The following is an 11,813-nucleotide window of genomic DNA, read 5'->3' as shown; positions in this document are numbered from 1 at the left end:
GTTGGACACAGGAGCGAACTAAGATTGCTTGTTCCTGTGTTCTGAGTCGGGGCAGGCCCGGCCGTAGAGAGGACCTCGGTGGATCAAACCCCCACATCGGCCGATCACGACAACCACGCCGACGGTGACATCGGTGATGTCACTGACAGCACTGACAGCGTGGAGCGGGCTGAGCTGGCGGCTGAGCAACAACACGTCGACCGGGTGTACGGCCGGGTCGAGGAGGCCGCTCGGTCGGCGTCCCGGATCGCGGTCGAAGGTCACCAGCGCGGCCAGGCCCAGAACGTCGGCCGGGTGCGCGACGAAGAGCAGACCGGTCTGTACGAGCGGGACGTGCTGGTGTTCGCCGCCGCCCGCCGGATCGCCGAACTCGACGCCGAGCACGAAGGCCTGGTCTTCGGCCGGCTGGACTCCGACCGCGGTGACGACGAGCCGGGCGCCGACACGGCGGCCGGGCTCGAGAAGCTGTACGTCGGCCGGATCGGCGTCCGCGACGTCGAGTACGAACCGCTGGTGATCGACTGGCGCGCGCCGGCGGCCGAGCCGTTCTACCGCGCGACCGCGACCGACCGGCAGAAGGTCGTCCGGCGCCGCGTCCTGCGGAACAAGGGGTCGCGGATCGTCGGCCTCGAGGACGACCTGCTGGCGCCGGAGCGCGCGCCTGAGGACTTGCCGGTGATCGGCGAGGGCGCCCTGATGGCGTCGCTGTCCCGGGCTCGTGGGCACACGATGCGCGACATCGTCGCCACCATCCAGGCCGAGCAGGACAAGGCGATCCGGGCACCAGCTCGCGGAGTCACCGTCATCGGTGGTGGCCCGGGCACCGGTAAGACGGTCGTCGCTCTGCACCGGGCGGCGTACCTGCTGTACAGCGACCGCCGGCGCTTCGAGCGTGGCGGCGTACTGGTCGTCGGGCCGTCCGCGGCGTTCATGGCCTACATCGAACGGGTACTGCCGAGCCTCGGTGAGAACACGGTCTCGCTGCGCGCCGTCGGTGAGCTGGTCGACGGCGTGCGGGCCACTGCGGTCGACGAGGCCGACGTGGCGGCGATCAAGGGTTCGCTGCGGATGCGGGGCATTCTGGCGCGGGCCGCTCGCGACCGCGTGCCGAACGCGCCGACCACGCTGCGCGTGTTCCTCGGTGGCGCCACGGTCCAACTGGACGCCAACCAACTGGACAACGTCCGCCGGAACGCACTGCGTCGGACGGCACGCAACCGGGCAACAGCCGAGGCGCGCAAGGGCCTGATCGCCGCGCTGTGGCAGCGGTTCCCCGAGGACCTGCGCAACGGGCCGCTCGGCGACCGTGAGGCCTTCGGCGACCGCGTCACCGACACTCCGGCGTTCCGCACGTTCTTCAGCCAGTGGTGGCCGATCGTGACCCCGGAGTCGGTACTGCGCTGGCTCGGCGACCCACGCCGGCTCCAGCGCTGGGCCCGGCACGATCTGACGCCGGCCGAGGTCGACGCGCTCGCCAAGGCGGTCCGGACCACGGACGAGTTCACGATCGCGGACGTCGCGTTGCTGGACGAGCTGACCACGTTCCTCGGTCGCCCGCCGCTGAACGAGAACACCGACGAGGAGTTCGACTGGCTCGAAGGGCTGTCGGACGGCGTCAACGAAGTACTGACCAGCTCCGAGCGCCGGGCGCGTGCGCAGGCCGCACGGGAGGCGGAGGAGCCGGAGGAGTACGCGCACGTGCTGGTGGACGAGGCACAGGACCTGTCCCCGATGCAGTGGCGGATGGTCACCCGACGCGGCCCGCAGGCCAGCTGGACGATCGTCGGCGACCCGGCGCAGAGCTCCTGGCCGGACCCGGACGAGGCGCGCGCCGCGATGGACTCGATGCTGTCGCACCTGCAGCGGCACTCGTTCCGGCTGTCCACCAACTACCGGAACTCGGCCGAGATCTACTCGTTTGCCGGTGAGGTGATCCGGCAGTCCATCCCGGACGCGGACCTGCCGAACGCGGTCCGCAGTACCGGCGTACAACCGGAGCACCGGGTCTTCGACGGCGGCAAGGTCGCCCAGGCCGCCGGCGACGCGGCCGCCGAGCTGCTGCAGCTGGTCGAAGGCACCGTCGGCGTCATCGTGCCGCCGGCGCTGCGTCCGGTCATCGACCCGGTCCTCGCCGAGCTCGACGACCCACGGGCCATCGCGGTCAGTCCGCTGGACTCCAAGGGGCTCGAGTACGACGCGGTGGTCGTCGTCGAGCCGGACCGGATCGTCAGCGACACGCTGGGCGGTGTACGGGCCTTGTACGTCGTTCTGACCCGGGCGACCCAACGGATGATTACTGTGAACAGCACAACCGATTGGCTGCCCGCCCCCGCCTCCTGACCAGGAAGTAGCGGCGGAGGGGCCGGTCTGGCCGAGGTCGACGAAACGGCGGTAACCATGCGTCGTACCTGTTCCAGCAGAACCCGTGTATCGACTGCCGGGCCGAGAAGTATCTGCTGACCGGACAGCTACCGGCGAACACGGGCTGCCCGGCCAGGACGTAGGCCGTCAGCCCCGAGGGACGACGTACGAGACGAGGTCGGCGTCGTCGGCGGCCAGGTCCGACCAGTGGGTGGTCAGATGCAGGACCGCGAGGCCGGTGGTCGGGTACTTCTGGGTGAGCTCGACGCGCTCCGGGCTGGTGCCGTCCAGGGTCAGCTCGTCGGCCAGCCACGGGATGCCCGGGGCGTGGCCGACGACGATCACCGTGCGGGCCTCGGCGGGGGCCTCGTGGATGACGTCCAGGATGCCTTCGGTGTCGGCGTTGTAGATGCGCTTGTCGTACCAGACGTCCTTGGCGGTGACGCCGGCCTCTGCGACGTACTTCCAGGTCTCCCGGGTCCGTTTCGACGGCGAGCACAGCACCAGGTCCGGTTCGATGCCTTGGGCAACGAGGTACCGGCCGGCGGCGCTCGCGTCGGCGCGGCCGCGGTCCGCGAGCGGGCGCTCGAAGTCCGGCATCGTCTCGGGCGGCACCGACTTCGCGTGCCGGAGCAGAACGAGAGTTCGGTCGATCAACAGGTCCGACGGGTCAGCCATTGGGTCAGGATACGACCGACGACCGGAGGTTGAGGAACACCTGCCGGGTTGCCGTGGATCTGTTCAAGGTAATGAAATGAATGCCCGGTGCGCCGCCGGCAAGCAAACGTTCGCACAGCTCGGTGGCGATCTCGATCCCGACCTCACGGACCGCGGCCGGTTCGTCCTCGACGGCGAGCAGCCGATCGGTGACGGCGGCCGGCAGTGCCATCCCGGTCAGCTCGGCCATCCGCTGGATCTGCTTGATGTTGGTGACCGGCATGATGCCCGGCAGCACCGGCATGTCGCAGCCGAGCGCTGCGGAGCGGTCGACCAGCCGGAAGTAGTCGTCAGCGCCGAAGAACATCTGCGTGATGGCGTAGTCCGCACCGGCCTGTGCCTTCGCGGCGAGCACCTGCGCGTCGGCCTCCAGCGAGGTCGCCTCCGGGTGCTTGTCCGGGAAGGCCGCGACGCCGACGCAGAAGTCGCCCAGCGAACGGATCAGCTCGACCAGCTCGACCGCGTGGTTCATGCCCTCCGGGTGCGCGACCCACGGCTGGTTCGGACCGCCGGGCGGGTCGCCGCGGAGCGCGAGCATGTTCCGTACGCCGGCCCCGGCGTACGCACCGATCACCGAACGGAGCTCGTCGCGGGAGTGCGCGACGCAGGTCAGGTGACCGAGCGGGGTCAGTGAGGTGTCCTGCGCGACCCGTTCGGTGACCCGGATCGTGCCGTCACGCGTGGTGCCGCCGGCGCCGTACGTGATCGAGACGAAGGTCGGCCGCAGCTGCTCGATCTCGCGGATCGAGCGCCACAGCACGTCCTCGGCCTCGGGGGTCTTCGGCGGGAAGAACTCGAACGAGAACGACCGCCCCCCGGACGCGAGCAGCTCACGGATGGTCGGCGCACCGCCGGGCAGCGTCGAGGGAAGTCCGTTCGCCATGGCGTCAGGTTACCCGCGGTGGCGGTCGGCGTCTGCCCACCGACTACGCTCCGAGATGTGTATGGCGATGTGGACATCCCGGCCGAGATTCAGCGGGCGCTGAGTGGGTTCCTCGATCGGCAGGAGGCGCGGCTGGTGGCGCTCGGGCCGGAGCTGGCCGAGGTCGTACAGGCCGCGCGGGACGCGACCAGTGGCGGCAAGCGGCTGCGGCCGTCGTTCTGTTACTGGGGTTTCCGGGCCGCGGGTGGCGATCCGGACCTGCCGATCCTGACCGCCGCGGCGAGCCTCGAGATGCTGCACGTCAGCGCGCTGGTGCACGACGACGTGATGGACTCCTCCGACGTCCGCCGGGGCGCGCCGGCCGCGCATCGCCGGTTCGAGGCCCTGCAGCGGGCGCGGGCGGAAAAGTCCGGTCACGGTGGTGATCCGGTCGGGTTCGGCGTCGGCGCCGCGATCCTGCTCGGCGACCTCTGCCTGATCTGGGCCGACGAGCTGCTGCACACCTCCGGGTTCGACGCAGCGGCGCTGGCGCGAGCGGAGCAGTACTTCGACGCCGTACGGGTCGAGGTGACGGCCGGGCAGTATCTCGATCTGATGGCGCAGGCGAGCGGCACCTCGGACATGGACCTGGCGCTGCGCGTCCTGCGGTACAAGTCGGCGACGTACACGATCGAGCGGCCGTTGCACGTCGGCGCCGCGCTCGCCGGCGGGGACTCCGCGCTGGTCTCGGCCCTGTCCGGGTACGGCCTGCCGCTCGGTGAGGCCTTCCAGCTGCGGGACGACCTGCTCGGCGTGTTCGGCGACCCGGCGCTCACCGGCAAGCCGGCCGGTGACGACCTGCGGGAAGGCAAGCGGACGGTGCTGATCGCGTACGCCGTCGATCACGCCTCGGAGGCGCAGCTGTCCGAGTTCGACCGCCTGTTCGGCCGGCCGGACCTGGACGACGACGAGATCCAGCTGCTGCGCGAGATCCTCCAGGACTCCCGCGCGGTCCAGGCCTGCGAGGACCTGATCACCGAGCGGACCGCGGACGCGCTGGACGCGCTCGACCGGGCGCCGCTGGCCGACGAGACCGCCCGCAAGGCGCTGACCGACCTGGCGATCGCCGCGACGTCCCGCGTCGTGTGACCGCTACTGATCGGCCAGCAGGTTGATCAGCCGGAGCAGGTCGGCCGTGGCCGGAAGGCTGCCGAGCACGATCACCTTGAGGACGGCACGTTCCTCGTCGTAGATGGTCTCGGCCTTGAGGTGCACCGCCTCGGGCTGGTTGAGGGCGCCGTGGATGTGCGTCGTCAGCCGGTCGGCCGTCGCGCGGTCCACAGCGTCGATGTGCACGATGCTGGACGCTTCCACGTGCCGCGCGGTGCGATCGACCTCGAGGACCGCGGTGGGTGCGCCGGTGAACGCCTCGAGATCCTCCCGGGTGATCCGGTACTGCTTCCCGATCCGTACGGCCTTGAGCCGCCCGTCGCGGACGTAGTTCCGGATGGTGCGAACGTGCAGGCCCAGGCGGTTCGCCACCTGCTCGACCGAGTACAGCTCCTGAGCCATTTCATCAGCCTAAGGCCTTTCCTTAGAATTCCCTATAAATAGCCAGATAGGGTCACTTGAGGTACTTTGAGGCACATGGTGATGGTGGGTGGGGCCCAGGTCCATGTGAGCGACACGCCGCTCACCGACGAGCGCGACGCCGTCCAGCTGATCGTCGACGCGTACTACGCCCACCAGGCCGAGTGGATCGCTTTCACGCCGGAGCAGCTGGGTGACGAGTTCTTCGAGCTGCGGACCGGGCGGGCCGGCGGGATCACGCAGAAGTTCGTGTCCTACCAGATGGGTCTCGCGGTGGTCGGCGACATCTCGGCGCGGATCGCGCGGAGCAAGCCGCTGGCCGACTGGGTGCGGGAGAGCAACCGCGGCCGGAACCTGTTGTTCGCTGCAGATCTCGACGAATTGGCCGAGCGCCTACAGGACAGGCAGTGAGCTGAGCAGGTCCGGCGTTGACGCTTCGTCGATGAGCACGCGGAGCTGACCGGAGTTCGTGGTGTCCTCGGCGAAGATCTGCAGCGCGACGTCGACGGTGTCGTGGTCGTGGTCGTGCAGGTTCCGCAGGCCGGTCCAGAGCACGACCTCGGGCGCGCCGGTCGACCGGTCGCTGAGCGAGTCGGCCAGGGCGTCCCAGTTCCGGCCGAACCAGCGCGGCAGGTCGAACGCTGTCGCGCACAGGTCGAGGAAACCTGCCTTGTCGTGGATCTCGCTCGTGTCCAGCAACACGAACCCGAAGCCTTCGGCGGCGGCATCTCGGCGTACGTCGTCCGGGGCGGCAGCGGACGGCCAGCGGTAGACACCCGGGCGCAGGCCCTCGGCCAGCAGCTCACGCAACGACCTCATGACGTTCCCCCGTCCTCCGCGACCCGGCGGAACGACTTGTAGTGGTCATCGGTGTAGAACCGCTCCCCGGCGTTCCCGGTCACGATCCGGCGGGCACCGCGGTCCTTCTCCCCCGGCGTCTTCACGGTGTACTCGTGGTAGTAGCCGCGGTCGTGCTTGGGCAGGATCTTCTCGAGGTTGCCGAACACCACGCCGTCGCGGCTGTACGGGTACGGTCCGCCCTGGTCGATCAGTTTCAGCGTGTTCTGGGCCTCCTTCGGGAGCTCCGCGACCGCGACGTACTTGAGGCCGCTCTCCGGGTCGACAGAACTCGAGCCGGCCTTCGTGTCCGCCGAGCACCCGAACAGCGACGCCGCGAGCGTGATCACCAGCATCGCGATCACGACGGCCGCGACGATCCGCGCGGCCTTCGGGTTGTTGATCACCCGGCCTCCCGCAGCCGCCGGGTGAACTCGGCAGCCGCCGCCCCCGGGTCGTCGGCCGCGGTGATCGCCCGGACGACGACCACTCGCGTCGCGCCCGCTTCCAGTACCTCGTCCAGCCGCTCCAGGTCGATGCCACCGATCGCGAACCACGGCTTCGATTGGCGGCGACCGGCGGCGTACGACACCAGGTCCAGACCGGCTGCCTGCCGGCCCGGCTTGGTGGGCGTCTCCCAGGTGGGACCGACGCAGAAGTAGTCCGAGCCGACCTCGGCGACCGCCGCGTTCACCTGGCTGAAGGAGTGCGTCGAGCGCCCGATGATCGGCGCCGGCCCGGTGATCGCGCGAGCGGCGTGCACCGGCAGGTCACGCTGCCCGAGGTGCAGTACGTCGGCTCCCGCCGTGAACGCGATGTCCGCGCGGTCGTTCACCGCCAGGAGCTTGCCGTGCCGCTTGCAGGCGTCGGCGAACACCTCCAGCGCGGCGAGCTCGTCGGCAGCCTCCATCTCCTTCTGCCGGAGCTGCACGATGTCCACGCCACCGGCCAGCGCGGCGTCCAGGAACTGTTCGAGGTCGCCCTGCTTCTCCCGCGCATCGGTACACAGGTAGAGGCGTGCGTCGTTCAGCCGGTCGGTGTGCTCAGTCACACCGCACAGCCTGCCATGACCGCCCAGACGTAGGCTTACGGCATGCCTGAGCTGACGTCTGATGTGGTGGTGATCGGCGGCGGGCTGGTCGGTCTGGCGACGGCGTGGCGGCTGGCCGCAGACGGTATCCAGGTGACGGTATGTGACCCGACGCCGGGCACCCAGACCTCCAACGTGGCCGCCGGCATGCTTGCCCCGGTCACCGAGGTGGAGTTCGGCGAGGACGACCTGCTGGCGCTCAACCTGGCCTCGGTCACCGCGTGGCCGGCCTTCGCCGCCGAACTCGAGCAACTCACCGGACTGCCCGCAGGACTGCACCAGACCGGCACCCTCGCCGTCGCGTACGACGTCGACGACGCAGCCGCGCTCCGCAGGCTCGCCGACTACCAGCGTCGACTCGGCCTGGAGGTAGAAGAGCTGTCCGGTCGCGACGCCCGTCGTCGCGAGCCACTACTCGCTACAGGCGTTTCCGGAGCCGTCTGGGTGCCCGGCGACCACTCCGTCGACAACAGGCAGGCAGTCGCCACGCTCCTCCGCGCCGTCGACCTGTCCGGCGTCCAGCTCATCCGTCAGCGCGTCACTCGCGTCATCACCTCCGGTACGACGGCAACCGGCGTACTGCTCGACAACGGCGACACGGTGCACGCGGGGTACGTCGTTGCCGCCACCGGACCGTGGTCGTCGCAGTTGGAAGGTGTACCGGATGAGCTCCGCCCGCCAGTCCGTCCAGTGAAGGGCGAAGTACTGCGCCTGCGGGTCCCGGAGGCGTACCGGCCCGCGCTCCGGCACACAGTGCGAGCCACCGCGCGTGGTTTCTCGGTCTACCTGGTGCCGCGACCGGGTGGCGAGCTCGTCGTGGGTGCGACCACCAGTGAGCTCGGCTACGACACCCGGGTGCTGGCGGGCGGCGTGTTCGCACTGCTGCGTGACGCCCGGACGGTGTTGCCGATCTCCGACGAGCTCGAGTTCGTCGAGGCGATCGCCGGTCTGCGGCCCGCGACGCCGGACAATGCCCCGATCCTCGGCCCGTCCGGTCTCGATCGGTTGCTGTGGGCAACCGGGCATTACCGGAACGGTGTGCTGCTGACCCCGGTCACCGCGCAGGTGATCGCCGACACGGTACGCACCGGCACCCTGCCGGACCTCGCGAAACCTTTCCTCGTCAGCAGGTTCGTGCACTAGTTCACCGTTGCCGTCAGCAACCGGAACGCTTGTGAACGACAACAATGTAGTTCAGCCTTGAATTGTAACCATTGGATTACAGGCGTAACACCAACCCCAGTCGCCCCTGTTGTCACATCCGTACCAGCGAATACGGTCGGTTGACGTTCACACGGGGAGTTGAATGGGATGCGCAACGTCGTACGAGTTCTGACCGGGATCGCCGTACCGGTGCTGACCGCGGCCGTGATCACCGCCGGCTCACCCGGCTTCGGCGCCTACAAGGTCAAGCAGGGCGACACCCTGAGCCACATCGCGAACCGCTACGGCACGTCCGTCTCGCGGCTGGTCGCGCTGAACAACCTGCCCGGCAACGGCAACGCGATCTACGCCGGCGAGCTGCTCAAGGTCCCCACCAAGGGATCGGCGACGGCCAATACGCCGGCGCAGCGCTCGCAGCTCGGCCGGGTGACGTACGTCGTGAAGTCCGGCGACACGGTCTCCGGGATCGCGAAGCGCTTCAAGTGCTCGCAGGCCAACCTGCTGGCCGCGAACGGCCTGAAGCCGGGCGACCACATCTACGCGGGCAAGCCGCTGCAGGTCCCGGTGAAGATCCGCCCGAAGGCGAAGCCGCGGACCGACAACACGTTCGCGGGCCGCACGTACGCGGACCACGTCGTCGCGCAGGCGAACCGCAACCGGGCGATCCTGAAGAAGCGCAAGCTGCCGACCCGGTCCCACATGCGCTCACTGATCGTGTCCACCTCGAAGCGGTACGGCGTCGACCCGGAGCTCGCCCTCGCGGTGAGCTGGCAGGAGTCCGGCTGGAAGCAGCGGGTCGTCTCCCCCGCCAACGCAGTCGGGGCGATGCAGGTGGTTCCGTCGACCGGCAAGTACACCTCGGGCATCGTCGGCCGGAAGCTCGACCTGCTCGACCCGGAGGACAACGTCACCGCCGGAGTCGTCCTGCTGAGCCGCCTGACCGGCGCCGCGCGCCTCGACCTCGCGGTCGCGGGCTACTACCAGGGCCTCGGCGGCGTGAAGAAGAACGGCGTCTACCCCGACACCAAGCTCTACGTCCAGAACGTCCTCCGCATCAAGGCGCAACTGGAACGCGGGTGGGACCCACTGCGGTGAGCCTGGCGCTGTGACGCTTTGGCGTTATCTACACTCTCTGAGCAGGACTGTTTGGGGAGAGGCGGCTCACCGCAAGTGACGGACGACGTGGACATGCAGGTCAGCGACCGCCTCGTCGGGCGAGTGCTCGACGGTCGCTACCGCGTCGGCGCGCGCATCGCGAAGGGTGGCATGGCCACCGTGTACCAGGCGCTCGACATGCGCCTGGACCGGACCGTCGCGCTCAAGGTGATGCACGATGGGCTCGGTGACGACGCCCAGTTCACCCGCCGCTTCGTCGCCGAGGCCCGCGCCGCCGCCCGCCTGTCGAACCCGAACGTGGTGGCCGTCTTCGACCAGGGTGACGACGACGGCACGCTGTTCCTGGCGATGGAGTACGTCCCCGGCCGCACGCTGCGTGACGTGATCCGCGCGGAGGCACCGCTCTCCCCCGCGCGTGCGCTGGACCTGCTCACGCCGATCCTCTCCGCGCTGTCGGCCGCACACGACGCCGGCATCGTGCACCGCGACATCAAGCCCGAGAACGTCCTGATCTCCGACAAGGGCGCTGTGAAGGTGGCGGACTTCGGTCTGGCCCGTGCGGTCAGTGCCAGCGGCAACACCGCCACCCAGGGCCTGCTGATGGGCACGGTGTCCTATCTGGCGCCGGAGCTGGTCACCGACGGCAGCGCGGACGCCCGCTCGGACGTGTACTCGGCCGGCATCCTCCTGTACGAGATGCTCACCGGCAACAAGCCCCACTCCGGCGACACCCCGATCCAGGTCGCCTACGCCCACGTCCACGCCGACGTACCCCCTCCGTCGCTCGAGCAGCCGAACATCCCGCCGTACGTCGATGCGCTCGTGCAGCGCGCGACGGCGCGTGACCGGGACCTGCGGCCGACCGACGCCCGCGTGTTCAGCCGGCAGGTGCACCGGGTGCGTAGTGCGCTCGACGAAGGGCTGCCGGACGACCCGGAGCTGACCGGCGACCTGACCGTGCCGATCCAGCAGATCCGCCAGGACAGTGGGTACGACGACGGCTACACCCGCGGAGAGGCCGCTGAGCAAGGTGAGCTTCGCCACGACACCATCGTCGTACCGGTGGAGCAAGGACGCCCGACCGGCGGCCCGGCGAAGACCGCACCGCCGCCGCGGACCCCACCGCCCGCACAGCCACAACAGCAGCGACGCAGGTCCCGCGGACCGATCGCGCTGATCGTGATCCTGGCGGCGGCGATCGCCATCGGCACAGCGGCCTGGTACTACGGCATTCACCGCTACACGACGACACCCGACCTGATGAACCTGTCGCCGGCGGCGGCGGCCTCCAGAGCGGCTGAGTCCGGTCTGCAGACCAGTCTCGACAACCAGGACTACTCCGAGGACATCAAGCAGGGCGAGGTCATGCGGACCGACCCGGCCCCGGGCGACCGGATCCGGAAGGACGGTGACATCGGTCTCACCGTTTCCAAGGGCCCGGAGCGCTACCGCGTGCCGCAGCTCGTCGGCCTGCAACTGGACGCGGCGCAGCAGGCGCTGTCCCCGATCAAGCTGATCACCGGGCAGATCAGCGAGCAGTACAACGAGTCCGTGCCGCAGGGCCGGGTGATCGCGATCAGCCCGAAGTTCAACACGATCGTGAAGCCGGGGACGGCGGTCAACTTCGCGGTCAGCAAGGGCAAACGGCCGATCACCGTGCCGGACCTGACCGGCAAGTCGTACCGTGACGCGAACAGGACGCTGCGCAAACTCGGCTTCGTCGTCGGCCGCAGCACGCAGTACGACGAGAAGGTCGCCGAGGGCAACGTGATCAGTCAGAGCCCGAACAGCGGGACGTTGTTCGCCAAGGACAAGGTCTCGCTGGTGGTGTCCCTCGGACCGCCGCTGGTCGACGTACCAGACGTCAAGCGGAAGACCACCGCGGACGCGCAGAAGATCCTCGGTGACGCGGGGTTCGTGGTCCGGGTGGAGAAGGCGCCGTTCAACCTCGGCCTGAACATCGTCGCCGCGCAGAACCCGGGCGCCGGCAAGAAGGTCAAGCCCGGAAGCACCATCGTGATCACTGTGCTGTAGATCACCGTTTTGCCTTACCTGTAAGGGTTCTGGTGAGATATC

At 69.3% G+C, this 11,813-nt stretch carries 12 protein-coding genes and 2 pseudogenes; 8 read left to right on the top strand and 6 right to left on the bottom strand.

Going from position 1 to position 11,813, the window contains the following annotated elements:
* Positions 1–78 precede the first annotated feature (78 nt).
* Positions 79–2,340, top strand: coding sequence for a HelD family protein (locus AC0662_RS36080; protein WP_478306301.1), 2,262 nt, complete (start codon positions 79–81; stop codon positions 2,338–2,340).
* A 53-nt stretch (positions 2,341–2,393) separates the two neighbouring features.
* Positions 2,394–2,504, top strand: a pseudogene (locus AC0662_RS36075) (alpha/beta hydrolase); the annotation flags it as partial.
* A 4-nt stretch (positions 2,505–2,508) separates the two neighbouring features.
* Here AC0662_RS36075 and AC0662_RS36070 read toward each other — a convergent pair.
* Together AC0662_RS36070 and metF are read right to left on the bottom strand one after the other, a co-directional pair.
* The gene (locus AC0662_RS36070; RefSeq protein ID WP_452203332.1) at positions 2,509–3,039 is read right to left on the bottom strand and encodes a SixA phosphatase family protein; all 531 of its coding nucleotides are present in this window, start codon (positions 3,037–3,039) and stop codon (positions 2,509–2,511) included.
* A 4-nt stretch (positions 3,040–3,043) separates the two neighbouring features.
* Positions 3,044–3,961, bottom strand: coding sequence for a methylenetetrahydrofolate reductase [NAD(P)H] (gene metF / locus AC0662_RS36065; protein ID WP_478306299.1), 918 nt, complete (start codon positions 3,959–3,961; stop codon positions 3,044–3,046).
* 57 nt (positions 3,962–4,018) lie between these two features.
* Between metF and AC0662_RS36060 the strand changes: the two genes are divergently transcribed.
* A complete protein-coding gene (locus AC0662_RS36060) occupies positions 4,019–5,089 on the top strand; it encodes a polyprenyl synthetase family protein (RefSeq protein WP_452203334.1) in 1,071 nt (356 codons plus the stop codon).
* 3 nt (positions 5,090–5,092) lie between these two features.
* On the opposite strand, the gene AC0662_RS36055 is transcribed toward AC0662_RS36060, so the two are convergent.
* Positions 5,093–5,512: a helix-turn-helix domain-containing protein gene (locus AC0662_RS36055; protein WP_478306296.1), complete on the bottom strand. Its 420-nt coding sequence runs from the start codon at positions 5,510–5,512 to the stop codon at positions 5,093–5,095.
* A 75-nt stretch (positions 5,513–5,587) separates the two neighbouring features.
* Between AC0662_RS36055 and AC0662_RS36050 the strand changes: the two genes are divergently transcribed.
* Positions 5,588–5,941: a DUF4180 domain-containing protein gene (locus AC0662_RS36050; protein WP_478306294.1), complete on the top strand. Its 354-nt coding sequence runs from the start codon at positions 5,588–5,590 to the stop codon at positions 5,939–5,941.
* Here the strand turns inward: AC0662_RS36050 and AC0662_RS36045 are convergent.
* The 3 genes from AC0662_RS36045 to thiE are packed head-to-tail and all read right to left on the bottom strand — an operon-like array spanning position 5,924 to position 7,418.
* Positions 5,924–6,349, bottom strand: coding sequence for a barstar family protein (locus tag AC0662_RS36045; RefSeq protein ID WP_478306292.1), 426 nt, complete (start codon positions 6,347–6,349; stop codon positions 5,924–5,926). The genes AC0662_RS36050 and AC0662_RS36045 overlap by 18 nt on opposite strands.
* Positions 6,346–6,774, bottom strand: coding sequence for a guanyl-specific ribonuclease (locus AC0662_RS36040; RefSeq protein WP_478306290.1), 429 nt, complete (start codon positions 6,772–6,774; stop codon positions 6,346–6,348). Before AC0662_RS36040 ends, AC0662_RS36045 begins: the two co-directional genes overlap by 4 nt.
* Positions 6,771–7,418, bottom strand: coding sequence for a thiamine phosphate synthase (thiE, locus tag AC0662_RS36035; protein WP_478306288.1), 648 nt, complete (start codon positions 7,416–7,418; stop codon positions 6,771–6,773). The genes AC0662_RS36040 and thiE overlap by 4 nt, the downstream gene beginning before the upstream one ends.
* Positions 7,419–7,460: 42 nt before the next feature.
* On the opposite strand from thiE, the gene thiO reads away from it, so the two are divergent.
* The 4 genes and pseudogenes from thiO (at position 7,461) to AC0662_RS36015 (ending at position 11,771) form a co-directional block, all read left to right on the top strand.
* Complete coding sequence (thiO, locus tag AC0662_RS36030; RefSeq protein ID WP_478306286.1) at positions 7,461–8,600, top strand: glycine oxidase ThiO; 1,140 nt, start codon at positions 7,461–7,463, stop codon at positions 8,598–8,600.
* A gap of 168 nt (positions 8,601–8,768) precedes the next feature.
* Complete coding sequence (locus tag AC0662_RS36025; protein WP_478306284.1) at positions 8,769–9,716, top strand: lytic transglycosylase; 948 nt, start codon at positions 8,769–8,771, stop codon at positions 9,714–9,716.
* 93 nt (positions 9,717–9,809) lie between these two features.
* Positions 9,810–11,558: pseudogene (gene pknB, locus AC0662_RS36020) on the top strand (Stk1 family PASTA domain-containing Ser/Thr kinase); the annotation flags it as partial.
* Positions 11,559–11,561: 3 nt separating this feature from the next.
* On the top strand, positions 11,562–11,771 hold the full coding sequence (locus tag AC0662_RS36015) for a PASTA domain-containing protein (protein WP_478306349.1): 210 nt from the start codon (positions 11,562–11,564) through the stop codon (positions 11,769–11,771).
* Positions 11,772–11,813: the final 42 nt, after the last annotated feature.

Source organism: Kribbella sp. NPDC043289, from assembly GCF_056436705.1.
The sequence above is the reverse complement of the archived record's forward strand: the minus strand, read 5'-3'. Positions and strand labels throughout refer to the sequence as shown.

Coding starts and splice junctions, on each gene's coding strand:
- thiO (WP_478306286.1), top strand. CDS start 7,461: ATGCCTGAGCTGACGTCTGATGTGGTGGTGATCGGCGGCGGGCTGGTC.
- AC0662_RS36070 (WP_452203332.1), bottom strand. CDS start 3,039: ATGGCTGACCCGTCGGACCTGTTGATCGACCGAACTCTCGTTCTGCTC.
- metF (WP_478306299.1), bottom strand. CDS start 3,961: ATGGCGAACGGACTTCCCTCGACGCTGCCCGGCGGTGCGCCGACCATC.
- AC0662_RS36045 (WP_478306292.1), bottom strand. CDS start 6,349: ATGAGGTCGTTGCGTGAGCTGCTGGCCGAGGGCCTGCGCCCGGGTGTC.
- AC0662_RS36025 (WP_478306284.1), top strand. CDS start 8,769: ATGCGCAACGTCGTACGAGTTCTGACCGGGATCGCCGTACCGGTGCTG.
- AC0662_RS36055 (WP_478306296.1), bottom strand. CDS start 5,512: ATGGCTCAGGAGCTGTACTCGGTCGAGCAGGTGGCGAACCGCCTGGGC.
- AC0662_RS36050 (WP_478306294.1), top strand. CDS start 5,588: ATGGTGATGGTGGGTGGGGCCCAGGTCCATGTGAGCGACACGCCGCTC.